Source organism: Aerosakkonema funiforme FACHB-1375 (genome assembly GCF_014696265.1).
In the GTDB taxonomy this organism is placed as follows: Bacteria; Cyanobacteriota; Cyanobacteriia; order Cyanobacteriales; family Aerosakkonemataceae; genus Aerosakkonema; species Aerosakkonema funiforme_A.
This window is the reverse complement of the sequence record NZ_JACJPW010000002.1, coordinates 135,419-155,756: the sequence shown is the minus strand read 5'-3', so window position 1 is coordinate 155,756 and position 20,338 is coordinate 135,419. Positions and strand designations below refer to the sequence as shown.

Sequence of the window (20,338 nt, the reverse complement as noted above, 5' to 3'; positions counted from 1 at the left end):
CTATGTAACCGTTGGTTTTTGACTGCCTGCCCTTTAGGGGGCAGGCAGTCAAAAACCAATATTATAAAGGCTTTGGCAATTTTTGGAGATGTCTAATAGGAGTCCGCCCCTGCTGCGAAAGCTGCGAGTACGGCTTCTTGGTTGTCTTGTAGTGTCAGAATCAACACTTTTGGGGCTTCTTGGTCTTCTGCGATCGATGCTTTTATCTGTCTGGTTAACTCAATACCGTCTATATCGGGCAGACCGATGTCAACGATCGCAATATCTGGTTTTTTTTCTTGCAGTACCTTTAATCCCTCATTGCCATTGGCGGCTTCGCCCACAACCTCAATTTCTTTTTGCTGTTGTAGAGCTGTCCTTATCCCCACGCGAGTGAGGTCATGATCTTCAATGAGGGCAACGCGAATTTCTTTCATTGTCAACGTTCCCGTTTTCTAAATTTTCTCACTTTAACCAAAACTAACCAACAACAAATGTTTCCAGGGGTTCAGGTAAACTACACCTATCGGTAGGGGAAGGGATTTTTTACATCTCGATAGATTCAAACTATAAAGATCGTTTTTCCCATCCTAAGCCATTGTCGGCAGGCAATAGCTATGCTGCTGCCAAACCAATCGTGGTTTGGGTGTAATGAATAGGATTTTAAATGATGCGTTACCTTCCCAACCAGACACAATCTAAAAGTTGCCCTCCTTTGCGTAAGGCTGTCAATAGGCTCCTGGTTAAAAGTCATTTAGTCAACCAGCGATTGAATGCGTTTGGTTACTCGCACTCGTCGAGAACTCTGCATTACAGTCTGATGCTTAGAATTGCCCTTACGCGGACAGATTGCAGATGCCCTATCAACCACCGATCTCAAATGCCACTGGTATGAGTATAGCGGGTTAGCTCCAAGCATAATCACGATCCGGTTCGTGGGGCGGCAATATTTTTAAGCCGCCCTACCAGCTAAGTAAGGTTTGGAGATTTTTTATCGCAATTGTCCTTGACATCTCGTTGCTGTTGCTTTACTCAACACCACCGAGGAAGTTGGAGAAAACGTGCGATATCGTTTGTTGGGGACTGCAAGTTCGTCACCCTCAAATCCATTCCGCCGCAAGCGTCGATCTAGATTTGAAAACTGTTGGCTTTGGGAAAAGGCTAACACTTTTCCGATCGCAGTTGGCTGAGGGAGCGGTGTAAAAATATTGTCGTCCCACCAGCCGGGAAAGGAGACGTTCTCAGCCTTCGACGGTTGGGCTTCATCAAAGTTACTCAAAATTGCCCAGCTTCGCCGATGTGGGCAGCTTCTTTGACAGCAAATAGTTGCTCATTTGTATAAAGACTACCCACGCCGCCACCAAAATTCAGGGTATATACCGATCCATTTTAAGTAAGGCGCAGGCTTTTTTGAGCAGGTTTTCCCTAAGAATGAGAGCGCGTTTTCTATACGATCGCCAGCAAGCACAAGGAGGAATGAGCAGATGGAAGAACAATTAACATTGCGATTGGGAGAAGAACCCGATCGCAACCTAGCCGATGCTATGCCGCTGATAGTTTGGACAGCCCACTGCAATGGTGACGTGGATTACTTCAATCAGCGGTGGCTTGATTATACAGGAAAAAGCATTGAGGAGACTAAAGACTGGAAGTGGCAGTCAGTCGTACATCCAGACGATCGCCAAAAGTGTTTGGCGGATTGGAGAAAAGCGCTAGAGACAGGCTATCCCTGCGAAATGGAGTATCGCTTCAGACGATCGGACGGCACCTATCGTTGGCACTTGGGCAGGGCTATGCCGATCCGAAACCAACAAGGCGAACTTGTCCTGTGGGTAGGTACGGCTACCGATATAGAATCTCAGAAGCAAACGGAACAAACCGAGCGTTTTCTCTCCCAAGCAAGCAAGGAATTAGCCAGTTCCCTTGATTATCAAACTATACTTGAGCGCGTAGTACATCTGGCAGTGCCAACCGTTGCTGACTGGTGCGCCATTGATGTATTAGAGGAAGAAGGCAGAGGGGAACCCCACCCCCAACCCCTCTCCATCTACGGTGAGGAGAGCCAAAACTCAGGGGCAGAGGGGAATGTTAGGTCAGTATTCGGCAAGATCCGGCGGTTGGCAGTAGCCCACATAGACCCGTCAAAGGTAGAGTGGGCGCAAGAGTTGCAGAAGCGCTACCCGCACGATCCCAACTCTGAGTATGGTGTTCCGAATGTGTTGCGATCGGGTAAATCCGAGCTGTATCCGGAAGTACGCGATTCTTTGCTAGTTGCTGTTGCTCGCGATGCGGAACATTTGGCTATCATACGAGAAATCGGTTTTAAGTCAGCGATGGTAGTGCCGATGATCGCTCGTGGGCGGACGCTGGGGGCAATTACTTTCGTTTCGACTGTATCGAATTCCGGTATTGAGTCGGGTCGTCACTACAACACTTCTGACTTAGCGTTGGCAGAGGATCTTGCTTGTCGCGCTGCTTTAGCTGTAGACAACGCTCGCCTCTACCGGGAGTCCCAGTCAGCGCAGGCGGCTTTGCGGGAGAGCGAGGAAAGGTTCCGCACGATGGCGGATTGTGCTGCGGTGCTGTTGTGGGTGTCGGGAACAGATGGTCTGCGTACCTTTTTCAATCAAGCTTGGCTTACTTTTGTTGGCAAAAGCCTAGAGGAAGAAGTAGGCAACGGTTGGATAGGGGGCGTCCATCCAGAGGATCTTGAGCGCTGCTTAGATACCTACACAAAAGCTTTTCATGTCCGTGAGCCTTTTGAGATGGAATACCGTCTCCGCCACAAGTCAAACAAATATCGGTGGATTTTGGATACGGGAAGGCCAAGATTTATGCCAGAAGGTAGTTTTGCTGGTTATATCGGGTCTTGTATGGATATTACGGAGCGAAAATCAGCAGAAGATGCTATGCGCGATCGAGCTGAGGAACTGAGTCGGTTAAGTTCTGTCCTGGCTAAAACTAACGCAGATTTGGAAAAGCGCAATCGGGAACTCGACCAATTTGGTTATATAGTCTCTCACGATTTGAAAGCTCCTTTGCGGGCGATCGCAAACCTGTCTCAATGGTTAGAAGAAGATTTGCAAGATCGGCTAACAGACGAAACCAGACATCAAATGAACCTGCTGCGTGGGCGCGTTCACCGGATGGAAGCTTTAATTGAAGGAATTCTGGAGTATTCTCGCGTGGGAAGGGTTAAAACGGCTGAGGAAGTTGTGGATGTGAGCATTTTGCTGCAAAACATCATCGAATCTCTGGCACCCCCGACCAGGTTTACGATTACCGTAGAGCCGGGAATGCCCATCCTGAAGACTGAGCGTTTGCTTCTGGAACAGGTATTTGCCAATCTGATCGGTAATGCGATCGCGCATCACGATCGGCCAGATGGACATATACAAATTTCGGTACTTTGTCAAGAGGATTTATACGAGTTTGCCGTTCGAGATGACGGCCCAGGTATTGCTCCCCAATACCATGAGAAGGTGTTTGTTATTTTTCAAACTTTGGTTCCCCGCGATCGAGTTGAAAGTACAGGGATTGGGTTATCTCTAGTCAAGAAAATCGTAGAAGATAAAGGGGGGAGGATTTCGTTAGAATCTCGGCAAGGTATGGGAGCTACGTTTCGCTTTACTTGGCCAAAATCTAGGGGCTAGGGGTTAGGGATTAGGGGCTAGGGAAGAGGGAAAAGGGGAGAGGGAAGACGGAAGAGGGAAGAGGAGGATTTTTTGACTGAGTGACTTTCCCTAACCCTTTTTTTCTTTTTAGTTGGCGGTGAAGTGGAGTGGTGAGAGATGGAGGAAAAAGTGACCAACCTTTTACTCGTGGATGATGATGATGTGGATGTAATGACAGTACAACGAGCATTACAGAAAAATAACATCACGAACAGACTCTACGTAGCGGCCAACGGGTTGGAAGCGCTGGCAATGTTGCGGGATAATGACAAACCAGCGATCGTACCTCCGACGCGGCGACTGATATTACTCGATTTGAATATGCCCAAAATGGGAGGGATTGAATTTTTGCGAGAATTACGGGCCGACTCGGAATTGGGTAAAATCCCTGTCATAGTGCTGACGACTTCCAATGAGGCAAAAGATAAAGTAGATGCTTATAGGCTGAATGTAGCGGGGTATATTGTTAAACCCGTTACTTTCTCTAAATTTGTGGAGGTTATGGCAGCGGTTAACAAGTATTGGACGCTGAACGAAATGCCTTAGTTAGTCATTAGTTATTAGTCAATATCTAATAGCTAATAGCTAATGGCTAATGGTTAATTAAAAATTAGCAATTAGCAATTAGAAAGTGACAAATGACTAATGATTTTAACAAAGGATAAGATATGTCAGAGAAATTGAAAATACTTGTAGTCGATGACGATCTGGTGGATCGGATGGCGGTTCGCCGAGCGCTCAAGGCTAGCGGTGAAGAGATCGAAGTTCGAGAAGCGGATAACTGTACTGATGCGATCGCAGTTTTAAAGCAGATCGGTTTTGATTGCGTTTTTCTAGATTATCGCTTACCAGATATAGACGGATTGACACTGCTGACGCAATTGCGTTCTGCCGGTTTCAAGATGCCCATAGTGGTTTTGACCGGTCAGGGAGATGAGCAAATTGCTGTGGAAATGATGAAAGCAGGAGCATCTGATTATCTTGCCAAGGCAAAACTTTCTGCCGAATCTCTATCGAGAAGCTTACGCAATGCGATTCGCATCTATCGAGTGGAAAGAGATGCAGAACTAATCGAACAGAAGCTCAAAATCAGCGAAGAACGTTATCGTTTAGTATTGGAAGGTTCTTCCGAGGCTATTTGGGATTGGGATATTAATAAAAACGAAATTTATTGGAACGATCGCCTAGTTGAAATTATCGGTTTATCTGGTTCTGAATTGGGCGGAGAAAGTGAAGATGTTGCTAGCACTTGGGAGTCATTCTCGGAACTGATTCATCCGGAAGATAGAGGGAAAGTAAAAGCAGCGCTCGTCCGTCATCTTTGTTACAACGCTGAATTCGATCTGGAATTTCGCCTGCGCCATTTTTCCGGGGAATATCGCTACTGCATGACGCGAGGGAAAGCACAACGCGATCGGCAAGGCAGACCGATACGGATGGCAGGTATTATTAACGATATCACTTTGACGAAGCTAGCCGAGGAACAGTTACGCCGCCGCTTTGAGGAACTGGAAACTATTTACCAAATTACGGAAGCGGTCAGTCGTGCGGCGGGATTGGAAGAACTCTATCAAGTAGCCTTAAAAGGTTTACAACGCGCCCTGAAAGCCGATCGCACTTCTGTACTTCTGTTCGATGCAGATGGAGTGATGCGTTTTAAAGCTTGGTGCAAACTTTCGGAAGAGTATCGGCGCAGTGTAGAAGGACATTCGCCGTGGACTTCGGAAACCAATAATCCGCAGCCGATTTGCATTGCCGATGTGGAAACATCAACCATTGCAGATTTTAGATTTGAAATTGCTGATTTCAGGGAAAAAGTGAAATCGGAAATCTCAAATCTAAAATCTACAATTCTTAATGAAGGGATTCGTTCTCTAGCATTTATTCCTCTAATAGCTCAAGAAAAGCTGATCGGTAAATTCATGCTTTACTACAACGTGCCGCATGAGTTTACCGGACAGGAAATTCAACTAGCACAAACGATCGCCAGCAACGTTGCTTTTGCGGTCGAACGTAAGCAAGCGGAGGAGGCTTTATACCGTCGCGAACAAGAATTCAAAGCTTTGGTGGAAAATGCGCCGGACATTATCGCTCGGTATGACAAACAAAGTCGTTTAATCTACGTCAGTCCCGCTTTGGAAAGAGCAACCGGTACAATGCCTCAAAGTATCATTGGCAAGACTCTCTGGGAGTTGGAATTGCCAGGGGAAATGAAACTGAAGTGGCAAAAGGGTTTGCGCGATGCGTTCGCAACCGGTCTACAACAGGTAATTGAATTTGATTACCCAGCACCCCACGGTCAGACGAGATACTATCAAGCGCGTCTTGTTCCAGAATTAGCCCAAGACGGTTCCCCAGAATATGTGTTGAGCGTGGCCCGCGATATTACCGATCGCAAGCGGGCTGAAGACTCACAACGCTTTCTGGCTGATGCGAGTACTATTCTCTCTCTTTCTTTGGAGTGCGATGTTACGTGGTCAAATTTGGCGGAGCTCGCTGTGCCTCAAATTGCCGATTGGTGCGTTATTGATGTCCTAGATGCAGGAGTATTAGGCACAGCTTTAAATGTGGCGGCGCTTAATACCGGATCTGGGGAAAATATGACAGCAGCGTCGATGCAGGTTTCTCCTACTCTGCATCGGGTGGCTTTGTCTCATATAGACCAATCTAAAATGGCTTCTTTGCAGGGATTGCAGACGAGTTACTCAGTGAATCTGAATGCTTCGTTATTCGGTTCTTTGGACGGCAATATTTTTAAGTCGCTCAAGGAAGTAACTACTATTGTGGGGAAGGTTTTGCAAACCGGGCAGTCGCAATTGTACCCGGAAATAAATGATGAAAAGCTATTTGCCGATGTTCTTGATGAAAAGCAACTGACGATTTTATGCCAGCTGGCTCCCAAGTCTATTATGTGCGTGCCGTTGGTAGCTCGCGGGCGGACGTTAGGGGTTATTACTTTTGGGATATCTGAGTCGAGTCGTCAATATACTCAAGCCGATTTGAAGTTGGCGGAGGATTTGGCCCGTCGCGCCGCGCTGGCAGTTGATAATGCGCGGCTATATAGAGAATCGCAAGAGGCGACACAGAATCTCCGCAAGGCGATCGTCATTTTGGGAGAACAGCAGCAACAACTGCGGACGCTTCAACGGTTGACTAATTTGCTCAACCAACGTCTTGGCAATTTACCAGACCTTTTGCAGGTGATGGTTCAGTCGGTTTGCGATGCTATCTGTGGGGCGCAGTTTTGCTTTATTGTGCTGCATAATGCCCAGTGCGATCGCTTGCTGTTAACGGTAGCAGCTGGGATGGGTGTGGAAAATTTGCAGCTGGAAGATGCCTTGGATGATGCAGATGGTTGGTTGACAAAGGCTGTTTCCAATGGCGAGTTTCAATTCTCTCCCGTAGAAGTAAGCGGCAATTCGCAAGGGGAGAGGGAAGAGGGAGAGGGAAATTCAATCCAAAATCCAAAATCCAAAATCCAAAATTCTTCCTCTTTCTCTTCTCCCTCTCCCTTACTTCCTTCCTCAATCCCCGCTTCGGTGTGTGCTGTGGCGATCGAGTCGGCGGAAGCGGGACGGTTGGGAATACTGGCGATCGGTAATTGGCAAGATCCCTATGCTTTCGATGCGGAAGATCGGCATTTGCTGGTGGCGGTGGGGGAACAGGCGGCGATCGCTATTAATAATGCCCGATTGATCAAGGCGCTGGAGGAACGAGAGGATCGCTTGGCCCAGCAAAACCAACTCCTCGCCAATCAAAACCGCGAATTAGAAAATCAACGTCAGCAAATTCAGCTGCAAAATTTGCAACTTTTGGAAGCAGCTCGATTGAAATCGCAGTTTTTGGCGAGTGTGTCTCACGAGCTGCGTACTCCCTTGAATGCGATTATCGGTTTTTCCCAATTGATATTGCGATCGGCGATGCGAGCTCGCAATGATACTGTTGTCGAAACATCCAGAAAAAGTGAGGTCGATTGGTTTGCACCCGGATCTAAGTCGCCCCAGGAGGCAACTACAGAAACCGAATTTTCTAAGCAGGATGCAGGACAATCTCTGGCTTCTGGCCAAGAAAATATGGTGGAGCGTATTCTTAATAATGGCAAACAGCTATTGACGCTGATCGATGATATCCTCGACCTCTCTAAAATAGAGGCGGGTCGCATGGAATTGGAACGGGAACAGATAAATCTGGCGAATCTAGTGACAGCGACAGCTGAAGAACTGCGATCGCTCGCAGAAGATAAGCAATTAGAATATCAGGTTTTTACTAATCTGAGTAATCCGCTCATCGTTAACGATAGTGCGCGTTTGCGCCAGGTTTTGATCAATTTGCTCTCGAATGCTATTAAGTTTACCAATGTCGGTAGGGTTAAGATAGAGGCGTCGGAAGTAGGTGGCGATCGATTGGCTTTAACTGTCACCGATACGGGAATTGGCATTGCTGAGGAAAATTTAGAACAAATTTTTGAAGAATTCCGCCAGTTGGATCAAAGTACCACAAAGTTACACTACGGTACGGGTTTAGGTCTGGCTATTATCAGATCTTTGGTGCATTTAATGAAGGGAACTGTTACTGTTAAAAGTAAGCTCGGCGAAGGTTCTATTTTTCGAGTCGAAATTCCTCGCGAGTTACCTTTATCTCCCAATCGAAACCATGTTAAGAAAACTAGAAGGTTGTTGAGATAGGGAAGTCAAAAGTCAAAAGTCAAAAGTCAAAAGTCAAAATACAGAACATGATTCGAGACTCGCGTTTGAGTTTACCAGACTTTTGGATGAAGCAAAAATACTCGCTGTTGTATCACCAGATCCAATTTTTGACTTTTGACTTTTTCAAAGTTTTTCTGCTATTCTAAGTTTGGCAGAACGCGATCGCGCATTTTGTTCGATCTCATCTTCTTGTGGGATGATTGGTTTTTTTGTTAGCACTCGCAATAGCGGTGATTCGCGTAGGGTATGCTTAACGATGCGATCTTCTAAACTGTGAAAGCTGATAATGGCAATTCTGCCACCAGGCTTTAACCAGTTGGGTGCTAAATTTAGGAAAGTTTCCAAAGATTTTAACTCTTCATTGACAACAATTCGCAGCGCTTGAAACACGCGGGTAGCTGGATTAATTCTGCCGTAGCGATATTGTCGAGGAACGTTGCGTGCGATCGCATCTGCTAGTTCAGTTGTAGTTTGAAACGGACGCTGCTGTACTATTGCTCTGGCAATTCGCCGCGATAGTCTCTCTTCTCCATATTTATAGAAAATATCTGCTAGTTCGGCTTCTTCCCAATGGTTGATTATTTCTTCTGCTGTGAGGGATTGTCGCCGATCCATTCGCATATCCAATTCAGCTTCGTGACGAAAACTAAAACCTCGCGAACCTGTATCGAGATGGAAAGAACTAACACCTAAGTCTGCGATTATACCATCAAATTGAATATTTTTTGGTTTGTATTCGGCAAAGTTGCCGTGCCAAAATTGGATGCGTTGGTGATACTCGGCGAGGTTGTTTTGAGCAGCGGAAATCGCATCTTCATCGCGATCGATCGCCTGTACCTTTGTATCGGGTGCAGTTTCTAGGATTAAACGGCTATGTCCGCCGCCTCCTGCGGTAGCATCTAGGTAATGTCCGCCGGGACGAATTGCCAACCCATCAATTAATTCTCGCGCCAGTACGGGAATGTGTACAAATGGGAAAGTGTCTGTCTCATTTTCTAAATAATTGTCGATCGCATCCATCATTATAAGGGACTAGGGGCTAGGGGTTAGGGGCTAGGGAAAGAGGGGGGAGGGGGAGAGTGGGGGAGTGGGGGAGTGGGAGAATTAATATTTTTCCTGTTTCCATCTTCGTCTCTCACTCTCCCTATTCATGATTGACTTTTGACTTTTGACTTTTCCCTGTTTCCTAGCCCGTTAAGTTTTTTCGTGTTAAATTTAGCGACGATAAATAGACGCACCCTTTATTTTACCAAGAACTTGGGCTAGTTTTCTATTGTATTCGTTGAGAACGATCGCGAAAACATCACCGGAAAAATTGAGTTCGCTTTGCACTAAGTCGATCAGTTCGGGATCGCTTTTGTAGTCAGCCACTTTGACGCTGACGTAGCGACGGATAATTCCCAATACATAAAATGGTTTTTCTGGCAAGTGAGTCACGAGTTTTTGTACCAAAAATGCTTCTTTAATTTGAGGGTAAGTGGATAACTGTTGAGCGAGTTGGATCGCTTCGGCGTCTGGCAAATTGTGGTGAGCAAAGTTATCGCGATAGCTGACTTCTTTTCGTTCTGTTGCTGCTTGTCGCCAAGTGTAATAATTTTGCTCGATTTGTTCCAGATAAATTTTGGCTTCTGCGTTTTTGCCTTGCCGTTTTAAGAAACCGAAAATTAGGCGACTACCTGGGATTAAAAGTTCGGGGTCTTGTGCGATCGCAATTTCCATATGACGGATACCGACAGGATCTTTCTCTTCTATTAATATCTGTCCTAACTCGAAATTAGCGATCGAATGCTGGGGTTGTTGGGTGAGAACTTCTCGGTAGAGGGGTATAGCAGCTGCGTTTCCTTTAAATTCAGCAGTTAGTTGAGCGCGTTTCCTTTTTTGTTCGATAGTTAGGGATTGATTTTGAGCCAAATTTTCTAAATTTTGTAGATTTTGCGATCGCAGTTGCGCCTTTTCGTGTAGCTGTTTCCAAATTGGCGATATTTCATTTTGCCATTCCCTATCTAAGCGAGCGATATAATTTGGCAACGCTTCTCTCAGGAAATCTTCGGCGGCAGTTTTCTCCACAGATGCTGGTAAAGGTAACTGATATCCTTTGGGAAGATAACCAAATGCAGAAAGGCGATCGAACAAACAAGGATGGGTATCTTCGTTGTTGGTTTTTTGCGCTAGGGCGAGATCTAACCAAACAGCTGCATCTTCTGAAGATACATCATTTCGTAACTGCTGCACTAAGTTGGTAATCGTGGTGTCGGGAGGTGTCGAGAGATCGATCGCTTGTTTGAAAATATTTTGCCAAAAATACTTTCTCAAGTAATCGTCTTTTATGTCAAGATTAATTAGTGCTTGGGCAGCGTTATGGGTTCCAGCCAGTTCTGCGGCACAGCGATCGGCTTCGTATTCATGAGCGCGTGCCAAGACAAACGAATAAGCGCGGAAAAAAGGCGCATACCATTTAAAAAAACCACCAAATAATATAGATCCGCCTTGCCCATTTGCCTGCAATCCTTCTCCGAATTGATACCAAATATTGCGAAGTCGATATATCCAACCGGCAAAACGACTGTGATTGCCAGATAAATGTCCCAATTCGTGGGCAACAACGGCGCGAAACTCTGCTGGGGAAAGGGACTGCATTAATGGAAGTCCCAAAAACAAATAATTGCGATACCAACCGAAAAAGCCGAAACGGGGTACTTGCAGAACACCCGCGTTGAGTTGGTTATCCAAAATGATATGGTGAAATTGGGGAGCCTGTAGCGCGGTTGTCAGTTCGTCGATGACGGCAAATAGTTGGGGCAGTTCGCTGCGGGCGATTTCCACGCCTTTGGGTTTGGGGAAACTCAAGCTGAGCGATCGCGCCATCCCAACTGCGATTACAATACTGAACACCAGCGTTTTTGTCGCGATCCAAAATATCCCGCACAGCAATACAAAGACAAAGAAAATGTAGCCGTACCCAAGTGCAGCCAACAAACCGACCCGAAACTTGTAGTTAGTCGGGTTTTGACGAGCGTATTTCTGCAAACTTTGGATGAGGGCGTCGAATTGTTCTTCTGTCATTTAACTAAATGCCTACGATAGCTGATGATTAGCCAAGAAATTTGCTATCCATACTCATGTCTGTCTTAACGTAATGGCAAACGCTCAAACCAATATAATTGTAGGAACGCAACAAAAATTAAAATTGCTGTTCTATGGCAAGAATTGAAACCAGAACCGAACCGATGGTACTCAACATGGGGCCTCACCATCCCTCCATGCACGGAGTACTGCGGTTAATTGTCACCCTAGACGGTGAAGATGTGATAGATTGCGAGCCAGTCATTGGCTACCTGCATCGCGGCATGGAAAAAATTGCCGAGAACCGCACCAATGTCATGTACGTTCCCTACGTGAGTCGGTGGGACTACGCAGCAGGGATGTTCAACGAAGCTGTCACCGTCAACGCACCGGAAAAGTTAGCCGATATCCCAGTTCCCAAACGCGCTAGCTATATCCGCGTCATTATGCTGGAACTGAATCGGATTGCCAATCACTTGCTGTGGCTTGGCCCATTTTTGGCTGACGTTGGCGCTCAAACTCCGTTTTTCTACATCTTCCGGGAACGGGAAATGATTTACGACCTGTGGGAAGCTGCTACAGGTTATCGCTTGGTGAACAATAACTACTTCCGCATCGGCGGAGTCGCCGCAGATTTGCCCTACGGTTGGGTTGACAAGTGCGAAGACTTCTGCGATTATATGGTGCCCAAAGTTGACGAGTACGAACGCTTGATCACGGATAATCCGATTTTCCGGCGGCGGACGGAGGGTATCGGCACGATTAGTCGCGAAGAAGCGATTAACTGGGCGCTTTCTGGCCCAATGCTACGCGCTTCTGGGGTGAAGTGGGATTTGCGGAAAGTTGACCACTACGAGTGCTACGACGATTTCGACTGGGAAGTGCAGTGGGAAACTGCCGGTGATTGTTTCGCCCGTTATTTGGTGCGGATTCGCGAAATGCGCGAGTCGGTGAAGATTATTCGCCAAGCGATTAAGGGATTGCCTGGTGGGCCATACGAGAATTTGGAAGCCAAGCGGTTGGCAGAAGGGCCAAAATCTGAGTGGGGCGGTTTTGATTACCAGTACATCGCTAAGAAGATTGCCCCTACTTTCAAGATTCCCAAGGGCGAAATTTACGCTCGTGTGGAAAGCGGTAAAGGCGAGTTGGGAATTTATTTGATTGGCGATGATAATGTGTTCCCTTGGCGTTGGAAAATTCGTCCGGCGGATTTCAACAATCTGCAAGTTTTTCCGCACATCCTTAAAGGGATGAAGGTTGCCGATATTGTGGCTATTTTGGGCAGTATCGACATCATCATGGGATCGGTCGATCGGTAGGTAATTTTGGATTTTAGATTTTGGATTTTGGATTGAATTCATTCCATAATCTAGAATCCAAAACTTAAAATATGAAATATTATGGATAATTACAGTCGGGAATTATGTGAGGCGATCGCACTTCGCATTTCCCAAACTTCTCAACAACGCATTACGTTTGCCGAATACATGGATTTGGTGCTGTATCACCCGCAGCACGGCTACTATGCGAGCGATCGAGTTAATATTGGCGCAAAAGGTGATTTTGTTACTTCTCCTCATATGGGTGCGGATTTTGGCGAATTGCTAGCCGAACAATTTGCCGATATGTGGGAAATTATGGGATGTCCAGCACCTTTTACGCTGGTGGAAATGGGGGCGGGACAAGGGATTTTAGCAGGTGATGTTTTGGTTTATCTGCAACGGCGATATCCCGATTTCTTCAATGTTATACAATACCTGATTGTTGAAAAATCGCCTGCACTGAAAAAAGAACAGCAACAGCGATTGCAAGATTTTCCTCTGCGCTGGTGCGAACTTTCAGAAATACCAAGTAATTCGATTATCGGTTGTTGTTTTTCTAATGAATTAGTCGATGCTTTTCCGGTACATCAGTTTGCGATCGACAAAGGACAACTGCGAGAAATTTATGTGATAACTCAGGATGGCATTAATTTTATTGAAGTTACCGATGAACCTTCTACAGATAGATTAGATCGATATTTTGAATTATTAGGAATTGGCATAACATCGCCTGTTTATCCTGACGGTTATCGCAGCGAAGTAAACTTAGCCGCTTTGGATTGGTTAACTGCAATTGCAGATAAACTACAGCGCGGATATCTGCTGACGATTGACTACGGTTATCCTGGCGATCGCTATTATAACCCAGCCCGCAATCAAGGCACTCTACAATGTTACTATCAGCACCGACATCACGACAATCCTTATATAAATATCGGCAAACAAGATATCACCGCCCATGTGAATTTTACCGCCTTGGAAAAATGGGGTGAATTGTGCGGTTTGCAGAAGATTGGTTTTACTCAACAAGCGTTATTTTTGATGGCGTTGGGATTGGGCGATCGCATCGCTTCTCTCTCTTCCAGTAACGCTACGAATAGTAAAGCAATTGTGCAAGTTTTGCAGCGTCGCGATGCTTTACACCAAATGATGAACCCAATGGGTTTGGGCGGTTTTGGTGTATTAATTCAATGTAAAGGATTGACAGAAGCAGAAAGATTGCGCTGTTTGAAAGGTTTGAGTATGCCATAGATACCCGACTTCTTGAAGAAGTCGGGTATCTCGCTTGCATAAATACACCAACTAAGTAAATTAGGTAATTCAAATGCCCTCCCCGTTTCCGGGAATGAATCCCTACCTAGAAAATCCCCAATTATGGTCAGAATTTCACAATCGCCTGATTGTAGCGATTGCTATTGCGATCGAACCGGAATTAAATCTTAACTATCGAGTGGCGGTTGAAAAGCGAATTTATCTCAGCACATCCTCTGACTTAGTGGGAATTCCCGATATCTCGATCGTCTCCAAACAGCCAACTCCAACTCCACCCACTTCTCCTGTCACCCTCCTCACTCGTATTGAACCTATTCCAGTTCAACTTCCTCTACCAGAAACAGTTGAAGAAAGCTATTTAGAAATTAGAGAAATGCCTAGCGATCGAGTTATTACCGTCATTGAGGTACTTTCTCCCAAGAATAAAGCCGCAGGAGTTGGGCGCAGCACTTACGACACCAAACGCCAGCAGGTGTTAGGTAGCCGCACCAACCTTGTAGAAATCGATCTGCTTAGAGGCGGCAAACCTATGCCGATTTTGGGAGTCAGACAGCGTAGCGACTATCGCATTTTAGTTAGTCGCGGCTCTCAACTTCCGCAAGCTCAATTATATGCGTTTAGCGTCCGCGATGCAATTCCTTGCTTAAGTGTGCCTTTGCAACCTCAAGAGACAGAACCTTCGCTCGATTTACAAAATTTATCGATCGCAGTGTACAATCAAGCCAGATTCGATTTAGCAATTGATTACCGTCAAGAACCTTATCATCCCCTAAAAGCAGCAGATCGAGAGTGGGTAGATAACCTATTGCGAGAACAAGGTTTGCGTTGAGAAAGAGCAATTATTCGGGAACTGGAGTTTCTATGTGAGTATCCATTTCTAACACAGTTAATACATATTCTGATTGGTTAACTGAATGATTTGTGGATAGATCGAAGATTATCCCACCTTTTTCGGCATTGACATCAATCAAAGTCGGTAATTCACCCTTTTTGTTAAAACTGATAATTTGGTAAAGTCTTTCTCCCACCTTTACTGAAGTGCCCAAAGCAACTCTCTCTTGAATCACGCCACCTGCTGGGGAATAGTATTTTTTTTGCTGAGTTTTGCGAGTAAATACGATTTGATGCGATGCAGTTTCAGGCAGTGGAAAACCAGCGATATTTAATATACCTTTCTGGGCTAGGTAATTTTTTATTCCCAAGACTCCTTTGGCAACTGACTCAGGATTCATCTGCATTCCGCCACCAAGTTCTAGCGTCCAAGATTCCAGATCGAATTTGATAGGTTTTCCCATTTCTGCTAAAGTATCTTCTAGGGCTAACCAAGGTTTGAGAAAAGCTTCATCAAACGCATCCCCATCATATTGGTTTAGCCAAATTTCATAATCTAGTAGAAAAGCTTTGGCGCTTTCTTCTCTACCTTTAAATCCGTAAATGTAATCGATACCTTGATTGCTAGAACTATGTATGTCAATCACATAATCTGCATCTAAACACAATGATTGAAGATGATATCTATATAATTTGTCATAAGGCACGCTGCTAGGCGAGTCGATCTTTTTTAACTGTTCTTCAAAACTTAACTTTATCCTGTTGAGGTAGTTTTGCCTGATAGTAGCTTCGTCAAAGCTTAGTTGAGATTGAGCAAATGTTTCCAAATCTTGACATTCTTTCTCATAATCCCAAAATATCCGGTTCCAGTCTTTGCCATCATAGATGTTGTATCGACCTGTGGAAAAATAGTGGGTACGCTGGTTGGTGCTGAGTGGATTGCAGACAGGGACAAGCAAAATTTCACCAGCTATGTCAGTGCGATCGAGTGTCATCAAAAACTCGATCAGCTGATGAATAACAGCATTGCCAACTATTTCCGCTCCATGTAAATTGGCTTGAAGGTATGCTTTTTTACCCGGTTGAGCGCCAAGGAATTGATATACTTGGAGGTGGAGGCGATCGCCAGAAGCAAGCTGTAGTAGAGGAATGGTAGAAATGATGGGAATCATAGAATACTTTTTGCAGTTGAGCTTCAGATATAATCGGACAACCCTGAGATTATCACCCCAAAGAGGCAATGAGTAGGTCAAGATTTGTAGGTGGGGAAATACCAATAAAATAATTAAGCGATCGCCACTTCTCTACAAATTACTGCTTGACTAATTAAAGACTGAATCTAGAAGAGATAATATGGGAGAACAAAAACGGATTGGAATTTTAACCAGCGGAGGCGACTGCGCTGGCTTGAATGCTGTGATTCGCGCCGTTGTGTGTCGCGCTGTAGGTACCTACGACTGGAAAGTTTTGGGAATCCGTCAAGCTACGCAAGGATTGATGAGCGATCCGCCTCAATTTATACCCCTTGATTTGGATAAGGTTGATAATTTGCTCACGGCGGGCGGTACGGTATTGGGAACGACAAACAAGGGAGACCCATTTGCTTTCCCGATGTCGGATGGAACTGTGCGCGATCGCTCGGAAGATATTATCGCCGGTTACCATCAGCTTGGTTTGGACGCCATCATCGGTATTGGTGGCGACGGCAGTTTGGCTATTTTAAGAAAATTGGCCCAGCAAGGCAACCTCAATCTTGTTGCTATACCCAAAACTATTGATAATGACTTAGGAAGTACCGAGCATTCGATCGGTTTTGATACTGCGGTCAACATTGCCACAGAAGCACTGGATAGGTTGCATTTTACCGCTGCCAGTCACAGTCGGGTGATGATCCTGGAAGTGATGGGGCGCGATGCGGGACACATCGCCATCAGTGCGGGAATTGCTGGGGGTGCGGATGTGATCCTGATTCCAGAAATTCCCTATCAAATTGCCAATGTGTGCCAAAAAATTTACGATCGCCAGTCTCAGGGTAAGAATTACTCTTTGATAGTGGTGTCGGAGGCTGTTCGCACTGAGGAAGGCGAACCTGTAATGAGTACCAATCGCTTGGGGCAATGTCGATTGGGTGGGATCGGGCAATATTTGTCTGATAAAATCTGTGCCTGTAGCAATGCGGAAACGCGAGTCACAGTTTTGGGACACATCCAAAGAGGCGGAACGCCTTCGCCGCTGGATCGATTGACTGCTTCTGCTTTTGGTGTGGCGGCAGTAGATCTGATCGCAGAGGGTAAGTACGATCGCATGGTAAGCTGGCAAAACCGCCAAGTTGTCGATGTGCCAATAGCAGAGGCGATCGCGCAATACCGAGCTGTAGATCTCAACGGTACTCTCGTCAAAACTGCACGAGGTTTGGGTATTTGTCTGGGAGACTAGGGGCTAGGGGCTAGGGGCTAGGGGCTAGGGAAGAGGGAAAAAGTCAAAAGTCAAAAGTTAAAAGTCAAAAAGAAGAGTTAGAGGGAGATGGGAAAGGGAAAAGGGAAAAGATTTATTCTCCCACTCCCCCTTCTTCCCTAGCCCCTAGCCCCTAGTCCCTAGCCCCTAAGTACCGGGTAAGTTACGCAAACGCTCGTCTAGATGGGTGCGATCGGCCAGTGCGTGCAATAATGGCCCCTGAGAGCCAAATTCAACGATACTGACCGATCCCACGGGACATCCGATGCGATAGCGGAAGCGCCCTACGTCAATTCCCAGGAGGCTGCACAAGATAATGCGGATGGTAGCTTTGTGGGAGACAATTAAAACATTGCCGTTGTTGTAGCGCTGTTTGATTTCTTCGATTACTTGTAAGGAACGGTGCGCGATCGCAACAGCAGGTTCCCCTTCAGTCGGTGGATACCAAGCGGGATCTGCTGTCCAACGAATGTAGTCGTCGTGGTATTCGCGATCGACTGTTTCCGGCGGTAAACCTTCCCACTTGCCATAGTTGATTTCTTTCAAACCATCCCGCAGTTGCATTTCCATTTCGATCGCGTCGCATAGAGGTTGCGCCGTCGCCTTGGTACGTCCCATCGGACTGGAGTAGATAGCTTTCCAGGGTAAAAAACGGTAGAACGCTGCAAAAGCCTTTGCCATTTCATAGCCGTCTGGCGTTAATTCTGGGTCTATCGAACCGCAGAAAAAGTTTTGCTGGCTGCATCCCGTTTGTCCGTGGCGCAGGAAATATAGCTTTAGACTCACAGTAGTTTTCTCTCGCTGGTATCCACTGCAATTTTAATTGTCCATTGCCTATAGTGCGATCGCATCAGCGGAACTTGCGCTTGCTTTCAAACTTCTTATCTACATTTCTAATTTCAATTTAATCTAAACAACATTCGTACAGTGCCACGTTAAAAAGATTCTTGCTCAGGCGACACAAAGCACTCGTAAGCATTGAACTCCTGCTTGCTAAGTCTTCTGAGTTGGTTTTTCTGAGTGGCGAATATATTTGCTTAATTTTGCTATATGTTCAGTATATAGCGAAATATTGCCAAATTAAAGCCGTCGTAGGGCGACGGGGTTTTTACCCATAATTTTAGATGAGTAAAGAAAAATTTCTGACAGGTCGTGTCGCTATGGTAACGGGCGGAGCTTCTGGTATGGGCAGGGCTATGGCTCTCGCTTTTGCGGAAGGTGGGGCTGATGTGGCGATCGGCTCTCGTACTGCTAGCACGAGTCGGTGCAAAGCGGAAATTGAAGCACGGGGAGTTAGGGCGCTGGCGATCGACCTTGATGTGACATCTACTGACTCGGTGCAAGCTTTTTACGATGCTGTAGTAGAAAACTTCGGTAAAGTAGATATCCTAGCCAATTCTGCGGGAATCGGTCTAGAACAGACAATATGCGGACATCCCGACGAGCTATGGCATCAAGTCATCGATATTAACCTCAATGGTGCCTATCGCACCATCAAGCTTTGTCTGCCGGGAATGATTTCGCGCCGATGGGGTCGGATTATCAATATTGCCTCGACTGCTGCCTCAGTCGGTTCTGCCACGAATCCTGCCTATTGTACTTCCAAAGCGGCAGTCGTAGCTTTAACCCGCTGTGTGGCCTTGGAAGGTGCCCCTCACGGCGTTTCCTGTAATGCAATCAGTCCGGGTTGGGTTGAAACCGATTTGGGGAAAAACTGGATGGCAGAACTGGCCGAAAGCAGTGGCCAGAGTTTAGAAGATTACATTAGTGCCACAATACAATCTAATCCCCAGAAGAGGATGATTCAGCCTCAAGAAATTGGCGCATTAGCGTTATTTCTCTGTCGCGATGAAGCTTTTGGAATTACGATGCAAAATCTGACTGTATCGGCGGGTTCGCTTTGGTAGAAATGCGAGAGCGATCGCGTGGCAAATAAAAACGCTAATCAAAATTTACCACTTTAAAAAAGCTGCCTCGCTACCTTGCTCTCGGCGTATTTTCCCATCTTTTTCAAACCAGGCGATGATTTGTGCGGCTGTCAAATCTTCAACAGTAACGCCGTACTCTTGGGCGATATGTTTCAACAACTTTAAAGATGAAATAGTTAATCTGGTTAAAAACTTCTCGTGAGAAGCTAAGAGAGCAGCATCAACTTTGGCTGATTCTTCTAGAGTTAAAAATTGAGTTCCGGGTTGTTGTGGTGCGTTCATATAACTTTTTAAATTTTAGTTTTTTTTGCGATCATATAACCGCAGCGATGTTCTCCATTAATGAGCCAGTGGGTACGCTCGACCGTACAATCGGGGAAAATACCTACAAACATATCTAGTTCGTGGCTGCAAACACTGGGGAAAGATTCGGCAACGTCAGAAATGGCGCAATGATGCTCGATGAACATGAATTGGAAGCAATTGCCATTTTTGGCACCATCAGTTTCTATAGGATACCAGTCGGTCATATAGCCTTCGGCTTTACGTAGTTCTGCTAACTTGAGGACGCGCTCTTGGAGGGAACCCGTACCGACGCGATCGCGATATTCCAGTGCCTTGCGCTCCCATTGTTTGTGTAGTATTAGATCTACCTGCTCGTGACCGAGGGTTTCCGCCATTGTATCTAGGAGAGCAACTGCAAATCTACCGTGACTGTTGGGGAAGCGATCGCGTCCCTTGTGACTCAAACGATAGACGTGCTGGGGACGCCCCATCCCCACCTGTACCGATTGATACTCGATCAGCTCTTCTGCTTCTAAATCCTTGAGATGGCGGCGAATGGCTTGCGGGCTGATGTCCAGCGAATCGGCCAACTCCTGCGCCGTTGCTTGACCCCGCTTCATCAAATGTTGCAGGATGTCTTCTTTAGTAGAGGGAGTAGAGGGAGTAGAGGGAGTGGAGGGTTGCTGAGTAGTGGTCATGGTGGCTGGCGATAAGTCAAGAATCTCAATTTGACTTTGACAACTTATTTGTTGTTAATGTACTTTAAAATAGAGTTGAGCAACAAATTTGTTGTTTAAGTCTATTGTAATGCCTGGGGGCAAGTG

At 46.0% G+C, this 20,338-nt stretch carries 15 protein-coding genes and 1 pseudogene; 8 read left to right on the top strand and 8 right to left on the bottom strand.

The window, feature by feature from the left end; all coding sequences use genetic code 11:
- Positions 1-95: 95 nt before the first annotated feature.
- A pseudogene (locus tag H6G03_RS01700) lies at positions 96-416 on the bottom strand (response regulator); the annotation flags it as partial.
- Between the two features lie 554 nt (positions 417-970).
- Positions 971-1,258 (bottom strand): hypothetical protein, encoded by a 288-nt coding sequence (locus tag H6G03_RS01695; RefSeq protein ID WP_190461422.1) that lies wholly within the window; start codon positions 1,256-1,258, stop codon positions 971-973.
- Positions 1,259-1,463: 205 nt separating this feature from the next.
- Between H6G03_RS01695 and H6G03_RS01690 the strand changes: the two genes are divergently transcribed.
- The 3 genes from H6G03_RS01690 to H6G03_RS01680 all read left to right on the top strand — a co-directional run bounded on the left by H6G03_RS01690 (position 1,464) and on the right by H6G03_RS01680 (position 8,338).
- Positions 1,464-3,632 carry a PAS domain-containing protein gene (locus H6G03_RS01690; RefSeq protein WP_190461419.1) on the top strand — a complete coding sequence of 723 codons (2,169 nt, stop codon included), beginning with the start codon at positions 1,464-1,466 and terminating at the stop codon, positions 3,630-3,632.
- 138 nt (positions 3,633-3,770) lie between these two features.
- Complete coding sequence (locus H6G03_RS01685) at positions 3,771-4,199, top strand: response regulator (RefSeq protein WP_190461418.1); 429 nt, start codon at positions 3,771-3,773, stop codon at positions 4,197-4,199.
- Between the two features lie 122 nt (positions 4,200-4,321).
- Positions 4,322-8,338, top strand: coding sequence for a GAF domain-containing protein (locus H6G03_RS01680; RefSeq protein ID WP_190461415.1), 4,017 nt, complete (start codon positions 4,322-4,324; stop codon positions 8,336-8,338).
- A gap of 144 nt (positions 8,339-8,482) precedes the next feature.
- Here H6G03_RS01680 and rsmH read toward each other — a convergent pair whose 3' ends face one another.
- Both rsmH and H6G03_RS01670 read right to left on the bottom strand, forming a co-directional pair.
- A complete protein-coding gene (gene rsmH / locus H6G03_RS01675; RefSeq protein WP_242060281.1) occupies positions 8,483-9,382 on the bottom strand; it encodes a 16S rRNA (cytosine(1402)-N(4))-methyltransferase RsmH in 900 nt (299 codons plus the stop codon).
- Positions 9,383-9,574: 192 nt separating this feature from the next.
- Positions 9,575-11,422, bottom strand: coding sequence for a M48 family metallopeptidase (locus H6G03_RS01670; protein ID WP_190461413.1), 1,848 nt, complete (start codon positions 11,420-11,422; stop codon positions 9,575-9,577).
- Between the two features lie 134 nt (positions 11,423-11,556).
- Here H6G03_RS01670 and H6G03_RS01665 point away from each other — a divergent pair, with 134 nt between their 5' ends.
- The 3 genes from H6G03_RS01665 (at position 11,557) to H6G03_RS01655 (ending at position 14,845) form a co-directional block, all read left to right on the top strand.
- Positions 11,557-12,741 carry an NAD(P)H-quinone oxidoreductase subunit H gene (locus tag H6G03_RS01665; RefSeq protein WP_190461411.1) on the top strand — a complete coding sequence of 395 codons (1,185 nt, stop codon included), beginning with the start codon at positions 11,557-11,559 and terminating at the stop codon, positions 12,739-12,741.
- Between the two features lie 81 nt (positions 12,742-12,822).
- On the top strand, positions 12,823-13,995 hold the full coding sequence (locus H6G03_RS01660; protein ID WP_190461409.1) for a class I SAM-dependent methyltransferase: 1,173 nt from the start codon (positions 12,823-12,825) through the stop codon (positions 13,993-13,995).
- Between the two features lie 73 nt (positions 13,996-14,068).
- A complete protein-coding gene (locus H6G03_RS01655; protein WP_190461408.1) occupies positions 14,069-14,845 on the top strand; it encodes a DUF4058 family protein in 777 nt (258 codons plus the stop codon).
- Between the two features lie 10 nt (positions 14,846-14,855).
- Here the strand turns inward: H6G03_RS01655 and H6G03_RS01650 are convergent, their stop codons facing one another.
- Positions 14,856-16,019: a succinylglutamate desuccinylase/aspartoacylase family protein gene (locus H6G03_RS01650; protein WP_190461406.1), complete on the bottom strand. Its 1,164-nt coding sequence runs from the start codon at positions 16,017-16,019 to the stop codon at positions 14,856-14,858.
- 181 nt (positions 16,020-16,200) lie between these two features.
- On the opposite strand from H6G03_RS01650, the gene H6G03_RS01645 reads away from it, so the two are divergent.
- Positions 16,201-17,283 carry an ATP-dependent 6-phosphofructokinase gene (locus tag H6G03_RS01645; protein WP_190461404.1) on the top strand — a complete coding sequence of 361 codons (1,083 nt, stop codon included), beginning with the start codon at positions 16,201-16,203 and terminating at the stop codon, positions 17,281-17,283.
- A gap of 165 nt (positions 17,284-17,448) precedes the next feature.
- Here H6G03_RS01645 and H6G03_RS01640 read toward each other — a convergent pair whose 3' ends face one another.
- Positions 17,449-18,087, bottom strand: coding sequence for a histidine phosphatase family protein (locus tag H6G03_RS01640; RefSeq protein WP_190461402.1), 639 nt, complete (start codon positions 18,085-18,087; stop codon positions 17,449-17,451).
- 338 nt (positions 18,088-18,425) lie between these two features.
- Here H6G03_RS01640 and H6G03_RS01635 point away from each other — a divergent pair, with 338 nt between their 5' ends.
- Positions 18,426-19,208, top strand: a complete 783-nt coding sequence (locus H6G03_RS01635; RefSeq protein ID WP_190461400.1) for an SDR family NAD(P)-dependent oxidoreductase — start codon at positions 18,426-18,428, stop codon at positions 19,206-19,208.
- Between the two features lie 45 nt (positions 19,209-19,253).
- Here H6G03_RS01635 and H6G03_RS01630 read toward each other — a convergent pair whose 3' ends face one another.
- Together H6G03_RS01630 and sufR are read right to left on the bottom strand one after the other, a co-directional pair.
- Positions 19,254-19,511 carry a hypothetical protein gene (locus H6G03_RS01630; RefSeq protein WP_190461398.1) on the bottom strand — a complete coding sequence of 86 codons (258 nt, stop codon included), beginning with the start codon at positions 19,509-19,511 and terminating at the stop codon, positions 19,254-19,256.
- Positions 19,512-19,519: 8 nt separating this feature from the next.
- Positions 19,520-20,212, bottom strand: a complete 693-nt coding sequence (gene sufR, locus H6G03_RS01625; RefSeq protein ID WP_190461396.1) for an iron-sulfur cluster biosynthesis transcriptional regulator SufR — start codon at positions 20,210-20,212, stop codon at positions 19,520-19,522.
- Positions 20,213-20,338 lie beyond the last annotated feature (126 nt).

Excerpts from the sequence above, each read along its gene's own strand:
- H6G03_RS01690 (WP_190461419.1), top strand. The coding sequence starts at position 1,464 with ATGGAAGAACAATTAACATTGCGATTGGGAGAAGAACCCGATCGCAAC.
- H6G03_RS01685 (WP_190461418.1), top strand. The coding sequence starts at position 3,771 with ATGGAGGAAAAAGTGACCAACCTTTTACTCGTGGATGATGATGATGTG.
- H6G03_RS01680 (WP_190461415.1), top strand. The coding sequence starts at position 4,322 with ATGTCAGAGAAATTGAAAATACTTGTAGTCGATGACGATCTGGTGGAT.
- rsmH (WP_242060281.1), bottom strand. The coding sequence starts at position 9,382 with ATGATGGATGCGATCGACAATTATTTAGAAAATGAGACAGACACTTTC.
- H6G03_RS01670 (WP_190461413.1), bottom strand. The coding sequence starts at position 11,422 with ATGACAGAAGAACAATTCGACGCCCTCATCCAAAGTTTGCAGAAATAC.
- H6G03_RS01665 (WP_190461411.1), top strand. The coding sequence starts at position 11,557 with ATGGCAAGAATTGAAACCAGAACCGAACCGATGGTACTCAACATGGGG.
- H6G03_RS01660 (WP_190461409.1), top strand. The coding sequence starts at position 12,823 with ATGGATAATTACAGTCGGGAATTATGTGAGGCGATCGCACTTCGCATT.
- H6G03_RS01655 (WP_190461408.1), top strand. The coding sequence starts at position 14,069 with ATGCCCTCCCCGTTTCCGGGAATGAATCCCTACCTAGAAAATCCCCAA.
- H6G03_RS01650 (WP_190461406.1), bottom strand. The coding sequence starts at position 16,019 with ATGATTCCCATCATTTCTACCATTCCTCTACTACAGCTTGCTTCTGGC.
- H6G03_RS01645 (WP_190461404.1), top strand. The coding sequence starts at position 16,201 with ATGGGAGAACAAAAACGGATTGGAATTTTAACCAGCGGAGGCGACTGC.
- H6G03_RS01635 (WP_190461400.1), top strand. The coding sequence starts at position 18,426 with ATGAGTAAAGAAAAATTTCTGACAGGTCGTGTCGCTATGGTAACGGGC.
- H6G03_RS01630 (WP_190461398.1), bottom strand. The coding sequence starts at position 19,511 with ATGAACGCACCACAACAACCCGGAACTCAATTTTTAACTCTAGAAGAA.
- sufR (WP_190461396.1), bottom strand. The coding sequence starts at position 20,212 with ATGACCACTACTCAGCAACCCTCCACTCCCTCTACTCCCTCTACTCCC.